General features: G+C 53.1%; 25 protein-coding genes and 1 pseudogene. 11 read left to right on the top strand and 15 right to left on the bottom strand.

Features of this window, described 5'->3' with window-relative positions; all coding sequences use genetic code 11:
• Positions 1–1,782: 1,782 nt before the first annotated feature.
• Together A6070_RS06435 and A6070_RS06430 are read right to left on the bottom strand one after the other, a co-directional pair.
• Complete coding sequence (locus A6070_RS06435) at positions 1,783–3,438, bottom strand: MraY family glycosyltransferase (protein WP_072287556.1); 1,656 nt, start codon at positions 3,436–3,438, stop codon at positions 1,783–1,785.
• A gap of 128 nt (positions 3,439–3,566) precedes the next feature.
• Entirely contained in the window at positions 3,567–5,054 is a 1,488-nt protein-coding gene (locus tag A6070_RS06430) for an MBL fold metallo-hydrolase (RefSeq protein WP_072287555.1), read from the bottom strand.
• A gap of 1,419 nt (positions 5,055–6,473) precedes the next feature.
• Here A6070_RS06430 and A6070_RS06425 point away from each other — a divergent pair.
• Positions 6,474–7,052 (top strand): porin family protein, encoded by a 579-nt coding sequence (locus A6070_RS06425; RefSeq protein ID WP_072287553.1) that lies wholly within the window; start codon positions 6,474–6,476, stop codon positions 7,050–7,052.
• A gap of 39 nt (positions 7,053–7,091) precedes the next feature.
• Here A6070_RS06425 and A6070_RS06420 read toward each other — a convergent pair whose 3' ends face one another.
• Both A6070_RS06420 and A6070_RS06415 read right to left on the bottom strand, forming a co-directional pair.
• Positions 7,092–7,412, bottom strand: coding sequence for a type II toxin-antitoxin system RelE family toxin (locus A6070_RS06420; protein ID WP_235605427.1), 321 nt, complete (start codon positions 7,410–7,412; stop codon positions 7,092–7,094).
• Position 7,413: 1 nt separating this feature from the next.
• Positions 7,414–7,641 (bottom strand): ribbon-helix-helix domain-containing protein, encoded by a 228-nt coding sequence (locus A6070_RS06415; RefSeq protein WP_072287552.1) that lies wholly within the window; start codon positions 7,639–7,641, stop codon positions 7,414–7,416.
• Positions 7,642–7,921: 280 nt separating this feature from the next.
• Between A6070_RS06415 and A6070_RS06410 the strand changes: the two genes are divergently transcribed.
• The 4 genes from A6070_RS06410 (at position 7,922) to A6070_RS06395 (ending at position 9,420) form a co-directional block, all read left to right on the top strand.
• Positions 7,922–8,212, top strand: a complete 291-nt coding sequence (locus A6070_RS06410) for a nucleotidyltransferase family protein (RefSeq protein WP_072287551.1) — start codon at positions 7,922–7,924, stop codon at positions 8,210–8,212.
• Complete coding sequence (locus A6070_RS06405; protein ID WP_083558790.1) at positions 8,209–8,580, top strand: HepT-like ribonuclease domain-containing protein; 372 nt, start codon at positions 8,209–8,211, stop codon at positions 8,578–8,580. Before A6070_RS06410 ends, A6070_RS06405 begins: the two co-directional genes overlap by 4 nt.
• Before the next feature lie 226 nt (positions 8,581–8,806).
• A complete protein-coding gene (locus tag A6070_RS06400) occupies positions 8,807–9,094 on the top strand; it encodes a type II toxin-antitoxin system Phd/YefM family antitoxin (RefSeq protein WP_072287550.1) in 288 nt (95 codons plus the stop codon).
• Positions 9,091–9,420 carry a type II toxin-antitoxin system RelE/ParE family toxin gene (locus A6070_RS06395; protein WP_072287549.1) on the top strand — a complete coding sequence of 110 codons (330 nt, stop codon included), beginning with the start codon at positions 9,091–9,093 and terminating at the stop codon, positions 9,418–9,420. Before A6070_RS06400 ends, A6070_RS06395 begins: the two co-directional genes overlap by 4 nt.
• Positions 9,421–9,728: 308 nt before the next feature.
• Here A6070_RS06395 and A6070_RS06390 read toward each other — a convergent pair whose 3' ends face one another.
• Positions 9,729–10,004, bottom strand: a complete 276-nt coding sequence (locus tag A6070_RS06390; RefSeq protein ID WP_235605426.1) for a type II toxin-antitoxin system RelE family toxin — start codon at positions 10,002–10,004, stop codon at positions 9,729–9,731.
• A 1-nt stretch (position 10,005) separates the two neighbouring features.
• Positions 10,006–10,233 carry a ribbon-helix-helix domain-containing protein gene (locus tag A6070_RS06385; RefSeq protein ID WP_072287548.1) on the bottom strand — a complete coding sequence of 76 codons (228 nt, stop codon included), beginning with the start codon at positions 10,231–10,233 and terminating at the stop codon, positions 10,006–10,008.
• A gap of 260 nt (positions 10,234–10,493) precedes the next feature.
• On the opposite strand from A6070_RS06385, the pseudogene A6070_RS16700 reads away from it, so the two are divergent.
• Positions 10,494–10,622, top strand: a pseudogene (locus A6070_RS16700) (type II toxin-antitoxin system RelE family toxin); the annotation flags it as partial.
• Positions 10,623–10,646: 24 nt separating this feature from the next.
• Here A6070_RS16700 and A6070_RS06375 read toward each other — a convergent pair.
• Positions 10,647–10,985 carry a HepT-like ribonuclease domain-containing protein gene (locus A6070_RS06375; protein WP_072287547.1) on the bottom strand — a complete coding sequence of 113 codons (339 nt, stop codon included), beginning with the start codon at positions 10,983–10,985 and terminating at the stop codon, positions 10,647–10,649.
• The gene (locus tag A6070_RS06370) at positions 10,975–11,268 is read right to left on the bottom strand and encodes a nucleotidyltransferase family protein (protein ID WP_072287546.1); all 294 of its coding nucleotides are present in this window, start codon (positions 11,266–11,268) and stop codon (positions 10,975–10,977) included. Before A6070_RS06370 ends, A6070_RS06375 begins: the two co-directional genes overlap by 11 nt.
• Positions 11,269–11,758: 490 nt before the next feature.
• Between A6070_RS06370 and A6070_RS06365 the strand changes: the two genes are divergently transcribed.
• Both A6070_RS06365 and brnA read left to right on the top strand, forming a co-directional pair.
• Entirely contained in the window at positions 11,759–12,028 is a 270-nt protein-coding gene (locus A6070_RS06365) for a BrnT family toxin (RefSeq protein ID WP_072287545.1), read from the top strand.
• Entirely contained in the window at positions 12,009–12,239 is a 231-nt protein-coding gene (gene brnA / locus A6070_RS06360) for a type II toxin-antitoxin system BrnA family antitoxin (RefSeq protein WP_072287544.1), read from the top strand. The genes A6070_RS06365 and brnA overlap by 20 nt, the downstream gene beginning before the upstream one ends.
• Before the next feature lie 200 nt (positions 12,240–12,439).
• Here the strand turns inward: brnA and A6070_RS16695 are convergent, their stop codons facing one another.
• The 5 genes from A6070_RS16695 to istA form a co-directional block, all read right to left on the bottom strand.
• Positions 12,440–12,718 carry a type II toxin-antitoxin system RelE/ParE family toxin gene (locus A6070_RS16695; RefSeq protein ID WP_072287543.1) on the bottom strand — a complete coding sequence of 93 codons (279 nt, stop codon included), beginning with the start codon at positions 12,716–12,718 and terminating at the stop codon, positions 12,440–12,442.
• Between the two features lie 2 nt (positions 12,719–12,720).
• Positions 12,721–13,110, bottom strand: coding sequence for a type II toxin-antitoxin system Phd/YefM family antitoxin (locus tag A6070_RS06350; protein WP_235605425.1), 390 nt, complete (start codon positions 13,108–13,110; stop codon positions 12,721–12,723).
• A 173-nt stretch (positions 13,111–13,283) separates the two neighbouring features.
• The gene (locus A6070_RS06345) at positions 13,284–13,607 is read right to left on the bottom strand and encodes a helix-turn-helix domain-containing protein (protein ID WP_072287542.1); all 324 of its coding nucleotides are present in this window, start codon (positions 13,605–13,607) and stop codon (positions 13,284–13,286) included.
• Complete coding sequence (locus A6070_RS06340; protein WP_072287541.1) at positions 13,588–13,977, bottom strand: type II toxin-antitoxin system RelE/ParE family toxin; 390 nt, start codon at positions 13,975–13,977, stop codon at positions 13,588–13,590. Before A6070_RS06340 ends, A6070_RS06345 begins: the two co-directional genes overlap by 20 nt.
• A gap of 157 nt (positions 13,978–14,134) precedes the next feature.
• Positions 14,135–15,472, bottom strand: coding sequence for an IS21 family transposase (istA, locus tag A6070_RS06335; protein WP_235605423.1), 1,338 nt, complete (start codon positions 15,470–15,472; stop codon positions 14,135–14,137).
• On the opposite strand from istA, the gene A6070_RS15695 reads away from it, so the two are divergent.
• On the top strand, positions 15,471–15,698 hold the full coding sequence (locus A6070_RS15695; protein WP_072287540.1) for a hypothetical protein: 228 nt from the start codon (positions 15,471–15,473) through the stop codon (positions 15,696–15,698). The genes istA and A6070_RS15695 overlap by 2 nt on opposite strands.
• 40 nt (positions 15,699–15,738) lie before the next feature.
• On the opposite strand, the gene A6070_RS06325 is transcribed toward A6070_RS15695, so the two are convergent.
• Together A6070_RS06325 and A6070_RS06320 are read right to left on the bottom strand one after the other, a co-directional pair.
• Complete coding sequence (locus A6070_RS06325) at positions 15,739–16,035, bottom strand: type II toxin-antitoxin system RelE/ParE family toxin (protein ID WP_072287539.1); 297 nt, start codon at positions 16,033–16,035, stop codon at positions 15,739–15,741.
• Positions 16,032–16,253 carry an addiction module protein gene (locus A6070_RS06320; RefSeq protein WP_072287538.1) on the bottom strand — a complete coding sequence of 74 codons (222 nt, stop codon included), beginning with the start codon at positions 16,251–16,253 and terminating at the stop codon, positions 16,032–16,034. Before A6070_RS06320 ends, A6070_RS06325 begins: the two co-directional genes overlap by 4 nt.
• Positions 16,254–16,523: 270 nt before the next feature.
• Between A6070_RS06320 and A6070_RS06315 the strand changes: the two genes are divergently transcribed.
• The gene (locus A6070_RS06315) at positions 16,524–16,796 is read left to right on the top strand and encodes a YlcI/YnfO family protein (protein ID WP_072287537.1); all 273 of its coding nucleotides are present in this window, start codon (positions 16,524–16,526) and stop codon (positions 16,794–16,796) included.
• Positions 16,793–17,092, top strand: coding sequence for a type II toxin-antitoxin system RelE/ParE family toxin (locus tag A6070_RS06310; protein WP_072287536.1), 300 nt, complete (start codon positions 16,793–16,795; stop codon positions 17,090–17,092). The genes A6070_RS06315 and A6070_RS06310 overlap by 4 nt, the downstream gene beginning before the upstream one ends.
• Positions 17,093–17,263: the final 171 nt, after the last annotated feature.

Raw genomic sequence — 17,263 nt, 5'->3', positions numbered from 1 at the left:
GGCTGCCGGCCGGGACCGGCGAAGTTGAAGTAAAAGGTTTTGACCTCAGCTTGCAGTTTGCAGCTATCAGCTTTCAGTTCTCAGTTCTCAGTTCTCAACCTTTAACTTCAATACCGCGGGGTGGCGCCCCCGCCCGGCGCTTTACTCTTTTTGCTTGCCCAAAAAGAGTAAACAGAAAAAGGGCACCCCGGCTCCTGGCCCGCCTGCGGCGGGTTCCCTCCGCGCAGTACCCGCCGGGCGGGCGGAAATGATTCGCTACGCTCAGATTTCCGCCTTTTTCGCCCGTCGGCCACCGCACTCCGGCGGCGTCACAAGGGGCAAAAGACGGCAAACCAGGTTTGCCGTAAACCAATCTAGCAGCGCCGGTTTCTGCAACAGCCTGCCACCAAAACCGGCGACGCAATACGGTCACGCAAAAGCCCTACGCAGAGCAACCCCGACAAACAGGCAGCGCCGGTGCCAAAAGGCAGCGCCCTTGGAGCCAGAGCCTATCATAATGGCGATAGCCGACCCTGCGTCCTTTCTTTCCATACTTTCTTTAGACGAGTAAAGAAAGTATGCCGGCTGCCGGCCGGGACCGGCGAAGTTGAAGTAAAAACATTTGACCTCAGCTCGCAGCTTACAGCTTTCAGCTCGCAGCTATCAGCTTGCAGTCCTCAGCCCTCAACCTTTAACTTCAATACCGCGGGGTGGCGCCCCCGCCCGGCGCTTTACTCTTTTTGCTTGCCCAAAAAGAGTAAACAGAAAAAGGGCACCCCGGCTCCTGGCCCGCCTGCGGCAGGTTCCCTCCGCGCAGCACCCGCCGGGCGGGCGGAAATGATTCGCTAACGCTCAGATTTCCGCCTGTTTCGCCCGTCGGCCACCGCACTCCGGCGGCGTCACAAGGGGGAAGAAACGGCATAACGGCAAACCGGGTTTGCCGTAACCCAATCACGCAGCGCCGGTTTCTGCAACAGCCTGCCACCAAAACCGGCGACGCGATACGGTCACGCAAAAGCCCTACGCAGCGCAACCCCGACAAACAGGCAGCGACAGCGCAAGAAGGCAGCGCCCTTGGCATCGGAGCCTATCATAATGGCGATAGCCGACCCTACTGTCCTTTCTTTCCATACTTTCTTTAGACGAGTAAAGAAAGTATGCCGGCTGCCGGCCGGGACCGGCGAAGTTGAAGTAAAAGGTTTTGACCTGAGCTCGCAGCTCGCAGCTCGCAGCTCGCAGCTATCAGTCCTCAACCTTTAACTTCAATACCGCGGGGTGGCGCCCCCGCCCGGCGCTTTACTCTTTTTGCTTGCCCAAAAAGAGTAAACAGAAAAAGGGCACCCCGGCTCCTGGCCCGCCTGCGGCGGGTTCCCTCCGTGCAGCACCCGCCGGGCGGGCGGAAATGATTCGCTCACGCTCAGATTTCCGCCTGTTTCGCCCGTCGGCCCCTGCACTCCGGCGGCGTCACAAGGGGAAATGGACGGCAAACCAGGTTTGCCGTAAACCAATCTAGCAGCACCGGTTTCTGCAACAGCTTAACTGAAAAACTGGCGACGCACTACCGATACGCAAAAGCCCTACGCAGCGCAACCCCACCAAACGGGCAGCGCCGGTGCCAAAAGCCAGCGCCCATAGAGCCGGAGCCTATCATAATGGCGATAGCCGACCCTACGTCCTTTCTTTCCATACTTTCTTTAGACGAGTAAAGAAAGTATGCCGGCTGCCGGCCGGGACCGGCGAAGTTGAACTAAAAGGTTCAGCACTCAGCACTCAGCACTCAGCTTACAGCCCCCAACCTCCCCCTCACATCCCCCGCAACACAAAAGTAAGCAGCAACCCATGAATCCCCCAGAACACCCAGCGCAGCATATAGCGCGAATGTACGGCCAGAATCTTGAAGGAGATAAACAACACCATGCCCTTGAGAATCACTTCCTGAAGACGGTAGGCCAGTTTCAATTCCGGGGACAGGATCGCCAGGGACAGGGACATGGCAAACAGCAGAAAATCCAGGGAAGGATGATGCAGCACCTTTTCGCCATTGCGGAACGCGAACTTGTAAAACACCAGCAGCCCGCCAACCGCAAACAGCACATTGCGAAACGCCGCCTGCGACAGAAAACCGTCACTGCCAGACAGCGCAAGCTGTTCGCTTTGAAAAGCGATCACCATGCCGGACATGAAAAGCAGCGCCATCAGAAAAGGATTGCGCAGATCCCGAGACAGGAAAAACGCGACGCAACTGACCAGCAGCAGCGCAAGAGAGATGCGAAACACCTGGTTGCTGATATCCAGGGGACTGAGAGCCGTCCAGGCAAAAAACATCAGCATCAGCCCCGCCAGAACCGGCTCGACATGGTGGTTCCACCGCGCCAGGGTTTGGAAAACCTGAGACTCGCGAAGACTGCGGTCCGAGTCCCGACTGAGCAGCGGCAGCTTGTCCCTGAATTTGAGGGACAACCGCAGGCCGGCATAAAAAAGTACGCTCAGAACAATGTAACCGAAAAGCAGCCAATAAGCGGGAAAATCACGGCACAGCAGCGCCACCACGGCCCAGAACAGGGTCAGGCCATGAATCACCAGCACCGTAAAACGGTGATGAAAGCCAAGGTCCAGAAAACGGTGGTGGACATGCGTGCGGTCGGGCGCGAAGGGGTTGCCGCGCCGCAGGATGCGTTCGCTCATGACCCGCACCGTATCGATAATCGGCAGACCGAGGATGATAAAGGGAATGACCGGCTTCACCGTCGCCCCCGGCCCCTGGGTCAGGCTGACCGCCAGAAAACCCAGCAGAAACCCGACCGTCAGGCTGCCTGCGTCCCCCATGAAAATCCGCGCCGGATAGGCGTTATAACGCAAAAATCCAAAAATGCCGCCGACCAGCGCCGCGCACAGGGACATCACCGCCAGGTTGCCGTCATTGAATCCCAACAGCAGAAAAGCGCCCAGCGCCACGGCCGCGAAACCGCCGGCCAGGCCATCGAGACCGTCGAGAAGGTTGAGGGCATTGACCACACCGACAATGGCGAATACCGTAAAAGGCACCCCCAGCCACAGCGGCAGCTCCACCGACCCGGTGCCGAAAAGGTTGCCGAGATGCGCAATATGCAGGTTTCCGACAAAGATCGTGACCAGGCAGGCGAAAATTTCGCCGAGAAACTTCTTCTTCGGCGAGATGCCGTACAGATCATCCACCAGACCGGTGGCAAACATGATCAGCGAGCCGGCCAGGATCCCCTTGACGGGCCGGGCGATGTCATCGAAAACCAGCATCGCGAAGAGAAACGCGATAAAGATCGCCACCCCGCCGAGACGCGGCTTGGGCCTTACATGCACCTTGCGCCCGTTGGGAACGTCGAACTGGCGTTTCTCGATTGCCCAGCGGCGCAGTGCCGGCACCATGATGAGCGCCATGAACAGGGCCGTCATGAAAATATAGAGTTGATGCAGCCAACCCATTTTATATGCCTCCACATGCCATAAAAATATTTAATGCAAAATCAGAACACATATAGTGTCCATCCGGCGTTTCAGGATGGACACTACAGTAGATCAAAACAAATTTTTTTCAAGCTTTCTAATAAAATTCAGCAATGTTCGACAATGCGACCGATAGCCGGCCTCAACACCTTGCGCAGCTCCGCCGCCAGGACTTGCCGCGCCTGCCTGTCCCCATGCACAAGACGTACCTCCACGGGACGCCGACGCATACCTTTGACAAAATTAACCAGATTGCTGCGGTCCGCATGCGCTGAATACCCCGTCAGGGTATGGATGCGAGCGCGTATATCGTAGCGGTTTCCTTCCAGAAAAACATATCCGCCCCGCGGCCCCCAGGTCTGGATGTCCCGGCCGGGGGTGCCCTGCGCCTGATACCCGACAAACACCACATCGGTGCGGGGGTCGCCCAGCAGGGCTTTCAAATAATTGACAATCCTGCCGCCGCTGCACATGCCCGAAGCGGCGATAACCACGCAGGGACGGGCCTTGCGCTGCAGATAATCGACAGCGGCCAGATGATCCTCATGCCGGTCGATGACTGTCATCTGCTCGAAGGAGAGCGGATGCCGCCCCGCCCTCACCCGGCGCTGCGCTTCCTGATCCCAGAAGTTCTGCAACTGACGGTAGACCTGCGTATAGCGCAGCGCCAACGGCGAATCGACAATGATCTCCAGATCCTCCCAGGTCAGGCCTTGCGCGGCGAAGCGCTCGCGATTGCGATGAATGATGTCCTCGATTTCGTACAGCAGCTCCTGGGTGCGCCCAATGCTGAAAGCCGGAATCAGCACCACCCCACGATCCCGCAGCGCGGTTTCGATAATCCCCTGCAACCGAACCCGTCGGGTGCGCCGGCCCTCGTGCAGGCGATCGCCGTAGGTGCTCTCCAGCACCAGCACATCGGCCCGCCAGGGCGGTCTTGGCGCCGGCAGCAGTGGCGCATGGGGCGCGCCCAGATCGCCGGAGAAGCAGATCAGGGATGGCATACCGGTGGTTGGCGCCATGGATGAGCCCGGAGGGTGGTTTCCCCCGGGTATCTCCTCAGCACCCAAGACCTGGCTCCGTGCACCTGTCTTCACCCTGGCGAGAACATAGGCCGACCCAAGGATATGCCCGGCGGGCTGCAACTTGACGGACAGGGTGGTGGTGGTGCCGGTGTCAATGTCCCGCCACTTTCCGTAAGGCAGAGGCACGATCAAGGCTTGCAACCGTGTCAAAAAGCTTTGCAGCAAGCCCGCATCCCGCGTGATGCCGGTTTTGACCGCATCCTCCAGCACCAGCGGAAGCAGCAGGGCTGACGGTTCGCTGCACAGAATCGGCCCTGCAAACCCCGCCGCCATCAGGTAAGGGATGCGCCCGACGTGATCCAGATGCACGTGGGTCACCACCAGCGCGCGGATATGCCCGACGGCAAACTCGATGCCCGGATGCTCTTCGCAGGCCCCGCCGGAAGAGCACTCCTGCCCTTGAAACATCCCGCAATCGACGAGGATGCCGGGACCTTCCTGCAGCCGCAACTCGTGGCAGGACCCGGTCACGCCGTCAACGGCGCCATGGTGAAGGAGCTGAAAAGACATGGTGAAATTGGCGATGAGCTGGTTTGCAGTGGAAGGATTCCCCTGAAAACCAGGTTGTATGCAAAGCCGGGATCGGCTTGCATATCATGAGAAGCGAAGGACGAGGCGAAAAGAGCGTCGCTGGAAACTTGGGCGGATTATAAACACAAACTCATTGTTATTGTCAATTCATATTCGTGCGCAGCATGGTTATATGCACAGAACACACGATGCGCACGGATTTGCGCGGATTTTAATCATAAGCCTTCACAGCCCGCTCATTGCATTCGCCAGGGGACGCAGAGAAGACGGAGAAATTCCGGGACGCGGTTTGCGGGACGCGGGACGCGAAAATCTTGGTTTGCAGGACTGGGGCCTGAATGGAACGCGGATCAAATCTGATGCGCGCGGATTTTCGCGGATTTTAATCACAAACCTTCACCACCCGCTCGATTCTCTCGCTAGAGGCACAGAGAGCACAGAGGAGAGGCAAAGGCAGAGGTTGGCTCTGTGATGTTCTCTGTGTCCTCTGTGGCTCTGTGGTGAAAGTTTTGGCAATCCGTGTTCTATTGGTTTTAAATTCCGGGACGCGGTTTGCGGGACGCGGGCCGCGAAAATCTTGGTTCGCAGGACTGGGGCCTGAATGGAACGCGGATCAAATCTGATGCGCTCGGATTTACGCGGATTTTAATCACAAACCTTCACCACCCGCTCGATTCTCTCGCTAGAGGCACAGAGAGCACAGAGGAGAGGCAAAGGGCAGAGGTTGGCTCTGTGATGTTCTCTGTGTCCTCTGTGGCTCTGTGGTGAAAGTTTTGGCAATCCGTGTTCTATTGGTTTTAAATTCCGGGACGCGGTTTGCGGGACGCGGGACGCGAAAATCTTGGTTCGCAGGACTGGGGCCTGAATGGAACGCGGATCAAATCTGATGCGCACGGATTTACGCGGATTTTAATCACAAACCTTCACCACCCGCTCGATTCTCTCGCTAGAGGCACAGAGAGCACAGAGGAGAGGCAAAGGGCAGAGGTTGACTCTGTGATGTTCTCTGTGTCCTCTGTGGCTCTGTGGTGAGAGTTTTGGCAATCCGTGTTCTATTGGTTTTAAATTCCGGGACGCGGGACGCGAAAATCTTGCTTTGCAGGACTGGGGCCTGAATGGAACGCGGATCAAATCTGATGCGCGCGGATTTTCGCGGATTAAATCCTATCGTTTTTTCGTGAATAAAAACAAACGGAATGGTTGACTTTTAACAAATAAAAACTTAGAGTTGTCAGACTTGAAATGTTCTAGGGGAAAACAGTTGTAATCTGACATGTTTTCCCTAAATTTTTTATGAAGGCGGCATGAAATTGGTGCCAAGGCTATCCGGTCAGACTGATGACCGGCGGAATCATCCTGCGGCATGCAAGATTTCCGTATTCAATTAAAGGGGGTTTTATGAAAATCAACAGCGTTTGTACAAGTATTTCCACGGCCATTCTGGCCGCCCTGTTACTGTGCAGTCCTGCCCTGGCCGCTGACCAGGCTTCCGACTGGAAAGTTGGCGCCGGTTATCAAGCCATGTGGGCCGGAGAATTCCTCAACGGCATTTCAGCCCGCGCCTGGTACCAGGATCGTTTCGGTATCGAAGGCAACTTCTTCTATGGCGGCGTGGATTTTGAGGTCGACTACGACTATAACGAGCATGAGGAAGCCGATCTGTACGTTGGCGAAATCAAGCTGATGTATGCGCCCATCGTTCGCGAATACAGCAAATTCTACATTGGTGCTCAAGGCAGCATCGGGCAGTTCGAGCTCGATGGCGATCTGATCGACTACAAGGATGAAATCTACGGATTCGGCGTCTTTATCGGTAGCGAGTTCCATTTCCAGGAAATTCCCGAACTGGGCTTCAACTTCGACGTTGGCTACAAGCATTACTTCTACGAAGACAAACCCTATGGCAGCAGCGGCCCTGAAGTCGATATCGAACTGAAAGGCGTTGGCGCCACCTTCGGTATCCACTACTACTTCTGATTTTTTCATCGTCAGAGCACAATGCCTCTGGAAAGCCAATCATGCGCCCTTCGACACGGGACATTTCTTACGAGATGTCCCGTTTTTTATAGCGCCCATCCCGACACCCCAAATGGCCTTGCGAAGGCAAATTCCAAGGATAAGAATTTCGTCGCCGTCAATCTTGAATACAATGCGGCAATCCCCGACCCTGCGTTTCCAGTAGCTCTTGAGAGTCTTTCGCAAAGGTTCACCATATTCCTGGGGGGCAACCATGAGTCGGGTTTCGATCGCTTTTTTGATCCGCACCCGGACATCGCCGTTTATCTTCGGGATATCTCGCCCTTTGACGTCGGGATGATAGATGACCGAAAATACCACCCTACCCCCAGACATCTTCATGGCCCACAGCCTTACGGCGGTCAAAACCGTTTTCCCGTTCGGCGGCTAAATCGGCCAGTGCTCGATCTTCCCGGATTTCGAGGACCTCCCTCACCAGGTCCCGCATCAACATGGACATGGAGACACCTTCGTCTTCGGCGAGGTCATGGAGGGCATTATAGAGGGGTTTTTCAAGGACTACGTTGACTCTTGGGTTTTTTGCAGGCACGGCAAATCTCCTTTTTCGTCAGTGTGCCACTTGTGCTCCACCTTATCAAATATTCACCTGGTAGAATCACGAAATGCCGAGTGGGAGCCTGAATGTTAATGCAAACTCTTGCCATGGGTGTTCGTCCAACATTCTGCTGTGGTAAGTCAACAAGTCACCTACGTCCCCTCTGGGGTCCTGGCATCTATTGTATTACTTGATTCATTGACGACTGTAGCATGTTGTCATATATTAAGAAAAACAACGTAAATAGCAAAATTGCCTTGTATCAAGGACCCACATGAAACCATCATACGCCCTCAAAATACACCGCGAGGAAGTTAAAAAAGCTGTCCGTGCCCGAAAGGCATTCAATGCCCGTATCTTTGGCTCTGTTCTCGCGGGCACAGACACAGAAGGAAGCGATCTCGACCTGCTAGTTGATACGTTGCCCGGCACGACCCTTTTCGAATTAGGAGGCCTCCAGGTTGACCTTGAAGAGATTCTTGGCGTTCCGGTTGACCTTTTAACCCCTGGGGATTTACCGGCCAAGTTTCGGGACAAGGTTCTTCACGAAGCGAAAGAGATATGATCGCGAAGAAACGACATCTGTCGGTAGAGGATTACCTCGATCACATAGAACAAGCAGCGACCTTGGCAACCGGGTACGTCCGGGACATGACCAGGCGCACTTTTCTGGACGACAGGAAAACGCAACCAGCGGTCATATACAACATCATGATTATTGGCGAAGCAGCCACCCAAATCATCAACGAATATCCGGATTTTGTCGCCGCCCATCCAGATATTCCCTGGCGCGAAATGCGCGGAATCCGAAACCGCATGGCACACGGCTATTACGAGTTGGACCTGACAATCATCTGGGACACCGTGACCACCTATCTCGACAGACTGATCCTGCAGATTGCTTCAGCCAAAAATTTCTCATCCTCTTATTAAAGTCAAAATGTATAATCCACAAGTCCCAGCGCCCGCCCTCCGGGATCCCTAACCACAAGCCCTGGTTTAACGCTTTGAATCCGCGAAGATGCGTGCATCAACACGTTATCCGCGTCATGTTCAGGGTGTAAAAAGGTTTTAGGGATCCAAGGAGTTGCGCCATGTCTTGCCTTCTGGCCGAACTTAATTTAAACTGAATTCAGTTAGAAACTTGGAGGCTCCAGCGATGAAACTGAGCGAATCCGTTAAACCGATTACTTATTTCAAGGCCCATTCGGCTGAGGTTTTGGACCATCTCAACCAGGATGGCAACGCCCTGGTTATTACTCAAAATGGCGAAGCGAAAGCCGTGATCATGGGCATCCGTGAATATGAACGCCTTAAAGACACCATTGCGCTCATGCAGCTGCTGGCGCAAAGCGAGCGCAGCCTCCGGGAAGGTCGCGGAAAAACTTTGGATGAGGGATTTGAAGAGCTCTGGAAAAAAATTGACCATGAGGAAAAAAAGGAATGAAAACCTACCAGGTTGTGCTTGCCCCCGATTTCCTTTCCGATCTTTTTGAGCTCTATCGATATGTGGCCCTCAGAGATGGCAAGGAAAGAGCCAGGGATTTGGTAAAAAAACTGGAAAAAGCCGCTCGACAGCTCAAAAACTTCCCGGACCGCGGCCACGCATTGCCGGAACTGGCACCGATGGGGATCCAGGACATCCAAGAAATCACCAACGGTCCTTATCGGATTATATATAAAGTGCTGGACAACGCCGTTCACATATTGGCCTGTATCGATGGCCGCAGGGATGTTGAACAGGTTTTGATACAGCGAGCCGTAAGAGTTTAAGAGACAATGGACCATCCTACCCCTCTCCAGCCTCTGTTACCACACGATTAATCAACAAATCACCTACGGACAAAGCCAGCGATATTTTCGAACGACCTTACTGAGGAATTTAAGGAAAACCTCGCGGTCTTTGTCGTCTTCAAAGATTCCCTGCCGGGCGTTACCACGCGAGATAAGGTGATAAACAGCCCCAGGGAATTCAATGCGTAAGGGACGAGCCGTAACTTTCCCCTCTCTTTCCATCGGTAGTTTAGCGTGAAAAGTGGCATTGCAAGACCTGACCCCGCAGCCTCATAAAAACGGTTTTTTCACTGTCGGCTTTCCATCAGCGGATAAACTCCCTTGCGATGGCAGATTCCGAGGATAAGAATTTCGTCGCCGTCAATCTTGAATACAATGCGGCAATCCCCGACCCTGAGTTTCCAGTAGCCCTTAAGGGTCTTTCGCAATGGTTCACCATATTCTTGAGGGGCAACCATGAGTCGGGTTTCGATCGCTTTTTTGATCCGCACCCGGACATCGCCGTTTATCTTAGGGATGTCTCGCCCTTTGACATCGGGATGATAGATGACCGAAAATGCCACCCTACCCCCAGACATCTTCATGGCTTACAGCCTTACGGCGGTCAAAACCATTTTCCCGTTCGGCGGCTAAATCGGCCAGTGCTCGATCTTCCCGGATTTCGAGGGCCTCCCTTACCAGGTCCCGCATCAACATGGACATGGAGACACCTTCGTCTTCGGCGAGGTCATGGAGGGCATTATAGAGGGGTTTTTCAAGGACTACGTTGACTCTTGGGTTTTTTGCAGGCATGGCAAATCTCCTTTTTCGTCAGTGTGCCACTTGTGCTCCACCTTGTCAATTATTCACTTGGCAGAGCCACGAAATACCGGGTGGGAGTCTGAATGTTAATGCAAACTCTTGCCATGGGTGTTCGTCCAACATTCTGCCGTGGTAAGTCAACAAGTCACCTACGTCCCCTCCGGGGTCCCTTATGGAACAGCTTGAGGATTATGAACTCTCCCGCCTGGTCAAAGAGCGGGAAAAGGAATCCACAATCCCGGTATCGCTCGATGAGCTATAGCCTTGAATTCAAAGGATCCGCTCTGAAGGAATGGAAAAAACTGGATGGTGGAATCCGGGAGCAATTCAAGAAAAAGCTGGCGGAACGCCTCGGCAGACCTCATGTCGAAGCTGCCAGATATCTTCACTTAGAGAGCCTTGGTTCAGTCTTTGTCAATCTCCATCAAAAGCATTTTCAAGCCTGGCAAATCATCCTGAATTGTCCGCCAAACAACTTCTGCGTCCACGCCAAAGTACTCGTGAATCAAAACATTTCTAATGCCTCTCATCTTCGCCCAGGGAATTTTTCGGAAACGTTCTTGAACCTCGAAAGGCACATGATTGGCTGCTTCTCCAATAATCTCAAAATTACGTATAACCGCATCAACGGTTTTTTGGTCCTGTTGCCAATTAGGATAATCAAGGCCGGCGGAATATTCCTGAATACGAGTAATTGCCTCCAGAATGTCCTCAATCCGAAACCTCCACCCCCTAGTGGACATGAACAGCCTCCCCAAGGATTTCATCGCGAAGTTGCTTTTTAAGGGCCTTCATGGTCACCAGATCGACCGGTTGGTGAAACAAGTCTTCGAGATACTCTTTTAAATCCAAGTACTTAAACAACCCAGGAACTTGACTGTAGGTAACAAGTATATCGAGATCGCTATCCGGTCTGGATTCTCCTCTGGCAACCGAACCAAAAAGAGACAGCGATTGAACATCAAATTTTTGACGGATTTCTTCCATATGTTGTGAAAGAATCTGGATGACCTGCTCTCGTTGCATGGCATATTCCTTTCGGAAACCGTATCCATCCAAGCTGTTCCCGCCTGGCAAGAGATCGGCATGTGGGTCAAATCTGAAAGAAATAGGAGTTTTGCGGCTCCCACTTTTCAAACAAGTACCCTATAAGCTTTTTATAGCACGAGTTTGAAAATCGCAATAACTCAAAATCAAGATATTGAATCCCATAGGTTAATCACAACGCCAACACCCATTCCTTTATTTGCCTCAGCTGGAAATGGAGAATTGCCCCTGGCGAGTTAGCGAATGAAAGATTCCCCCTGATTCCAGCTTTTGCTGGTAGAGGTTGGGGCGACGTTTTTCCTCCAGCAGACCGCCGCTGTCGGTGTGAACCAACTGGCCATCATGTTGAGATGAACAGTTAGTCAACAAATCACCTACGTCCCCTCTGGGGTCCCAAATCACCTACGTCCCCTCTGGGGTCCCCGATAATCTTGACATCCTCATACCATAAAGGTATATTTTTTATACCATGAGATTCAAATTCGACCCTCAAAAAAGTGCTTCCAATAAGGCCAAACACGGCATCGATTTCGACGAAGCTCAAGCACTCTGGGCCGATCCGGATCTGCTGGAAATCCCCGCTCGAACCATCGATGAGCCCCGCTTCTTAATTCTCGGTAAAATCGATGGCAAATATTGGTCAGGAGTCATCACTTACCGCCGGAACGTCATCCGTATCATTTCCATCCGGCGTTCCCGCCCGGAAGAGGTCGCCCTTTATGAAAACAAAAGCTTGTGATTTCGACAAAAAATTCGACGATGGCGAAGATATCACCTCGGATCTGGACCTGGATAACGCACGCCGTCCTGAATATGAGCAAAAACGGGTCAATGTCGATTTCCCGCTCTGGATGATTCAGTCTCTTGATCGAGAGGCCAAGCGACTTGGTGTGCCGCGCCAGGCAATCATCAAATTATGGATTGCGGACCGTCTGGAGAAAGCATCCTGACAACGAGTGGTCTATTCAGTCACGCCCCCCCCCACCCGCTCATAATACTCGCTGGCCCCCAACCCGGCTTCCCTGCAAACCGCCGTTGTCGCTGAACACCAAACTTGCGGACGTGTTGAGATGGACAGTTAAGTCAACAAGTCACCTACGTCCCCTCCGGGGTTCTTTTTTAAGAGCGTCCCTACTACGGTCTACACATGTTAGCGGTATACTTCATCGTGGCTGCCAACATCGAGGAGAATAATGCACTGATCCTGTATGACCAACTCAAGGGTTATTCGATACCCGATATTGATGGACACAGAATGAAGTTCACTCAAAGGGCCTTTGAGCCGATGCAATCGCAAGGACGGGTGGTAAGGGTTCAACTCCAAAAGCTTGAGGGTTTTTTCGTATTGAGGAAGAAGGTCAGGATGCCTTTTCAGGAAACGGGAGGCCCGCTTGTTATAGGAAGGGGTGTAAAGAATCCGAAAACTCATGATCAAAGCTTCTTGATTCGCTCAATGTGTTCCTCTACACTTTCCTCCACCGCCTTTCCATCGGCAATCTCTTGTCTGGCCTGATAAAGGGCGGCCTCCAGTTCACAAACCCGAAGCCTGTTATAGGTTTCCACATCCATCACTACGTAGCAATCCTTTCCACGTACCGAGATGAAAGCTTCATCCTGATCTTTTAAGGCTGCATCGATGGATGCAACACCCCTGGTCTTCAATTCATTTGCCGTAATCGCTTTCATAACCCAGCCCTCTACAAATCCCTTCATGGTACGGATAATAGTACGATTAAAAGTATCACAGACCCTAAGGAAAGACAACCCTGGACCAGAAAGAAGGTTTATCCCCTGCCGCCTTCGTTGCAATCCTTTTGCCACCAGGAGCAATTCTCCATTTCCAGCTCAGGCAAAACAATAATACTCGCTGGCCCCCAACCCGGCTTCCCTGCAAACCGCCGTTGTCGCTGAACACCAAACTTGCGGACGTGTTGAGATGGACAGTTAAGTCAACAAGTCACCTACGTCCCCTCCGGGGTTCCTGACCTTATGGATCACATCAAGGTATCAAGCCCCTTACGATCCAGAAGGTTAAGCAGTTTTAGCGATGAACCGCTAGGGTGTTTTTCGCCGATCTCCCACTTCTGTACGGTAGAGAGACTGGTATTGAGAATTGAAGCCAGCACCGCCTGGCTGATCCGGTACCGTTCCCGCAGTGAACGTATCTCATCCGCGGAATATGGAGGAATCGGCTCCAGACAGAGTGCATCATAGCGCCGCAATGCTCGTTTATCGATAAAGCCCAGGCCATACAGATCCAGGGCGGTCTCATGCACCGCTTCAAGAATTCGGCTCTTTTCAGCTTTCACATGCTTCATCGCTTACCTCCAGGAGATTCCCGCTATCGAGCGCTTCAGAGATCTGTGCTGCATTTAATGCCAGCAGATCCCCGGCGAGCAATTTTAACGCTTCCAGTTCCTTCACGGCAACATTCGCCCGATCATGTTTCTCAAAACCGAATACGAATATCCATCTATCGTCACGATTAGTTGCCAACAACGTCCTCGTGCTGCCACGCTTCCCCTGCCCTGGCAAAGCGATTCGCTTCTTCACAACACCCCCGCCAAGGTCGGCATCAATCAGTCCATTGCTCATCTCGATAACAGCATGAAATAAAGCCCTATCCGACAATCCCGCTTTCCTTGCCCAGCGATGGAAGTGTCGGGTTTTTAGTATTATGCATGACATAGCATATCACCCAGTGCTATAGTTTGCAAGAACCAGCGTTTACCCTCGGGAGTGCTCTGAGTGACTGCAGAGTACCTGATACCCTGCGGTAAGTAAATTTCTTTATTTATTATTTACCAATGATTGATTATTTGCCTCACAACGATTAGTCAACAAGTCACCTACGTCCCCTCAGGGGTTCCATGCAGGAGCGGAATCCGTGCTCGGGGTAGGCCTTGCGCGAGAGGATCTGCTCCACGACGGCGGCCGTGGCCGCTCCGGTCTGGGCCGCCCAGGCCACGATGCGCTGCGGCGTCCACTCGGCGTATTCCCGGTGGGCCTTGGGCATGTGTTCCGGCAAGGTGGTGTGCTTGCCCGCAAGAAACGAACGGACATGAGAAGCCACCCGGTTCCCCTTGTGCAGGCATTCGACCGTGGTCGCGGTGGAACGGACATCCAGTTGCTCGCCCACCAGACGATGGGGAACGCTGTAGAAATGGTGGTCCACCTCGACATGGTAATCGATATGGACCCGGGCTTTGATCCAGAGGGAGAGTTGGTACGGGGTCTCGGGCAGCGGCAGCATCGCCGGCCGGTCGAACTCTTCGAAACGGCTGCGCCGACTGCCGGGGAGTTTGCGGAAGGGGCGGTTGTTCAGCAATTCCAGCCGCTGCCGGATGGCGGCGTTGGCCGCAGCCAGACTGAAGAAGGTACGATGACGAAGCCCGGCCAGGATAAAGCGCTGGGCGATCAGCACACCCCCTTCGACCTTGGCCTTGTCCTTGGGACGGCGAACGCGAGCGGGGATGATGGCGGTGCTGTAATGGTCGGCACATTCGGCGTAGCTGGGATTGAGGTCCGGCTCGTAGCGGCAGGCCTTGGTGACCCCGGAGCGCAGGTTGTCCGGAACCACGCAATGGGGAACGGCGCCGAGATAGCTAAAGGCCCGGACGTGGGAGCCGATCCAGTCGGGCAAACCTTGGGTCCAAGTTACCTCGGCGAAGGTCAGGTTGCTGTTGCCCATGACCCCGACGAAGACTTGGGATTCCCTGATCTCCCCCGTTGAGGCATCCACAATGGGCAGGGTCGACCCGCTGTAGTCGACGAAAAACTTATCGCCGGCGCGGTGCTCCTGGCGCATGGAGCGGTCCAGCTTCTTGCGCCACTGACGATAGAGTTCGCAAAACTGGCTGTACTGGTAACCGGAAGGTTCGCCCTCTTTGTACTCCTGCCACAGCAGCATGAGGGTGAGGTGTTTGTGGCCGGTCAGTTCATCATGCAAGGCCTGCCAGTCGGGCTGACGCAGTTTCCGGGATGAGGGAGGCCGAAGAGGGGGATAGAGGCGCTTTTCAAGGGTTTCGTCATCCATCGCCACCGGCCAGGACAGCCCGGCGGCAATGGCCCTGTTGATCGTATCGTTCACGGTGCTCTTGCCGACACCGCAGGCTTTGGCCGTATCGCGCCGGCTCTGGTTACAACCCCAGACCAGGCGCAGGATCTCACGTATTTTTCGCATGGCAACTCTTTCTCTCGGCATCATGCCCTCCTTTGAAAAAATCAAGGACGGCAGGATACCCGTGGAGTTACCCCGCGACTACACTCTCAAATCACACTGGCCGGATTGCTCCGGAATGGTGGCCGGAATCGAATCGGAATGGTGGCCGGATTCGTGTCGGAACGGTGGACGCTTTCCCGTCGGAACCGTGGCCGGATTCGTCCGGAATACGCATCCCATCGATTAATCAACAAATCACCTACGTCCCATCCGGGGTCCCAGACTGTCTACTCCATCATTCTTGTTATCCAGTAGGAAGGCTTCCTCTTCAGGTGGGCAACGGCTATCACGACGATGGTATCATCCTTTAAACCGTAGTAAATGCCATAGGGGAATCGGTTGACCAGGCAGCGCCTGATTTTCTTGATCACTTGAGTTTGAAATTCAGGGAAGGTCGCAACCAGTCGAAGGGATAGATCAAGCTCATTGAGAAACTCGTAGCCGAGTCCGACAGCTTGCTCTTCATACCAGGAAAAAGCATCATCAAGTTCGGCTTGTGCCGGAGGAAGGAAAAAGATTTTCATCGTTGATTTCGGTACTTATCCATCACGAATTCATAAGATACCGTCGCAATTTCACCACTTTCAAACGCCTTCCAACGCGCCTCCACCTCTTTCACCCATACGCCCTCAATTTCAACATCGGGTCTTATGGTATCGCGAACAACCTTATCGATAAGCCGCACCCGTTCAGCGGGGGAAAGTTTTTCAATCTCCTGGACCAATTCCTTGGCAGTGGGCATTATCCATCTCCTCAATTTAGAAAAACATCTCCTATATCCATCTGTTTAAATTTTTGCATTCTCTTATATTCCGAGTCAAATTCTTTTTCGCCGGCAACAGAATACTCACCAAATTCGGTCGCCTAACCCTTGCCCTACCTCCTTCTTCGCACATGCCTTCGCGTTGATAACACCACGTAGGTCTGAAACCTTCAGTTTCCCTTTTAGCCATTGCCTACAGAGACGACTTAGGCTAAAATGAATTACAAATGCACCTCAAGGAGATCCAAGATGAAAACTTCAACAATTCCAGCCATAAGGGTCGAGCCAGAGCTTCGCCAAGCCGCAGAAAAAATATTACATGAAGGTGAAACCCTCTCCAGCTTCATGGTAGAATCTCTCCGTGCAGGGATCCTGCATCGAAAAGCCCAACAAGAATTTCTGGTACGGGGTCTGGCAGCAAGAGACGAGGCAAAACAAACAGGGGTATTTCATTCTGCGGAGACAGTCCTTGATGAACTAGAGAACATGCTGACTCATGCAGAACAGCAGAACGCCAAATGAGGTACCAGCTCCGCTACACCCAGGCCGCAAAAGATGACCTCGTGCGCCTTTATAGTTTTCTCATCAAGCAAGATATTGCCGCCGCCCGCAAAGCCCTCACAGCCATTCAAAAAGGGACTGAATTCCTCAAGGATTTTCCTTTTACCTGCAGAAAAGCGTCAACAGAAGATCCGCTATTGAGAGAAATGATCATCCCGTTTGGATCAAAAGGCTATGTCCTCCTCTTCGAAATTGAGAACGCTGAGACAGTAACCATTCTGACCGTACGGCATCAACGCGAAGAAGATTATCATTGAATCTGGAATCAGAAGAGTCAGATTTTTTCTCGCTTCCAGCACAAACATTCACCAGCCTGTCGATTTTGACTTGGCCCTATCCCTTGCATCCCATGTATCCCTGTAAATATCACTTTTTACGTTGAACCGAAAGCATGCTCTTTCGGTGCAAATCAGCGTCCAAAGGTTCGC

Source organism: Syntrophotalea acetylenica (assembly GCF_001888165.1).
GTDB classification, from domain to species: domain Bacteria; phylum Desulfobacterota; class Desulfuromonadia; order Desulfuromonadales; family Syntrophotaleaceae; genus Syntrophotalea; species Syntrophotalea acetylenica.
Note: the sequence above shows the minus strand (reverse complement) of the source record. Positions and strands in the feature narration are given on the sequence as shown.

Excerpts from the sequence above, each read along its gene's own strand:
- A6070_RS06435 (WP_072287556.1), bottom strand. The coding sequence starts at position 3,438 with ATGGGTTGGCTGCATCAACTCTATATTTTCATGACGGCCCTGTTCATG.
- A6070_RS06430 (WP_072287555.1), bottom strand. The coding sequence starts at position 5,054 with ATGTCTTTTCAGCTCCTTCACCATGGCGCCGTTGACGGCGTGACCGGG.
- A6070_RS06425 (WP_072287553.1), top strand. The coding sequence starts at position 6,474 with ATGAAAATCAACAGCGTTTGTACAAGTATTTCCACGGCCATTCTGGCC.
- A6070_RS06410 (WP_072287551.1), top strand. The coding sequence starts at position 7,922 with ATGAAACCATCATACGCCCTCAAAATACACCGCGAGGAAGTTAAAAAA.
- A6070_RS06405 (WP_083558790.1), top strand. The coding sequence starts at position 8,209 with ATGATCGCGAAGAAACGACATCTGTCGGTAGAGGATTACCTCGATCAC.
- A6070_RS06400 (WP_072287550.1), top strand. The coding sequence starts at position 8,807 with ATGAAACTGAGCGAATCCGTTAAACCGATTACTTATTTCAAGGCCCAT.
- A6070_RS06395 (WP_072287549.1), top strand. The coding sequence starts at position 9,091 with ATGAAAACCTACCAGGTTGTGCTTGCCCCCGATTTCCTTTCCGATCTT.
- A6070_RS06385 (WP_072287548.1), bottom strand. The coding sequence starts at position 10,233 with ATGCCTGCAAAAAACCCAAGAGTCAACGTAGTCCTTGAAAAACCCCTC.
- A6070_RS06375 (WP_072287547.1), bottom strand. The coding sequence starts at position 10,985 with ATGTCCACTAGGGGGTGGAGGTTTCGGATTGAGGACATTCTGGAGGCA.
- A6070_RS06370 (WP_072287546.1), bottom strand. The coding sequence starts at position 11,268 with ATGCAACGAGAGCAGGTCATCCAGATTCTTTCACAACATATGGAAGAA.
- A6070_RS06365 (WP_072287545.1), top strand. The coding sequence starts at position 11,759 with ATGAGATTCAAATTCGACCCTCAAAAAAGTGCTTCCAATAAGGCCAAA.
- brnA (WP_072287544.1), top strand. The coding sequence starts at position 12,009 with ATGAAAACAAAAGCTTGTGATTTCGACAAAAAATTCGACGATGGCGAA.
- A6070_RS16695 (WP_072287543.1), bottom strand. The coding sequence starts at position 12,718 with ATGAGTTTTCGGATTCTTTACACCCCTTCCTATAACAAGCGGGCCTCC.
- A6070_RS06345 (WP_072287542.1), bottom strand. The coding sequence starts at position 13,607 with ATGAAGCATGTGAAAGCTGAAAAGAGCCGAATTCTTGAAGCGGTGCAT.
- A6070_RS06340 (WP_072287541.1), bottom strand. The coding sequence starts at position 13,977 with ATGTCATGCATAATACTAAAAACCCGACACTTCCATCGCTGGGCAAGG.
- A6070_RS15695 (WP_072287540.1), top strand. The coding sequence starts at position 15,471 with ATGGCAACTCTTTCTCTCGGCATCATGCCCTCCTTTGAAAAAATCAAG.
- istA (WP_235605423.1), bottom strand. The coding sequence starts at position 15,472 with ATGCGAAAAATACGTGAGATCCTGCGCCTGGTCTGGGGTTGTAACCAG.
- A6070_RS06325 (WP_072287539.1), bottom strand. The coding sequence starts at position 16,035 with ATGAAAATCTTTTTCCTTCCTCCGGCACAAGCCGAACTTGATGATGCT.
- A6070_RS06320 (WP_072287538.1), bottom strand. The coding sequence starts at position 16,253 with ATGCCCACTGCCAAGGAATTGGTCCAGGAGATTGAAAAACTTTCCCCC.
- A6070_RS06315 (WP_072287537.1), top strand. The coding sequence starts at position 16,524 with ATGAAAACTTCAACAATTCCAGCCATAAGGGTCGAGCCAGAGCTTCGC.
- A6070_RS06310 (WP_072287536.1), top strand. The coding sequence starts at position 16,793 with ATGAGGTACCAGCTCCGCTACACCCAGGCCGCAAAAGATGACCTCGTG.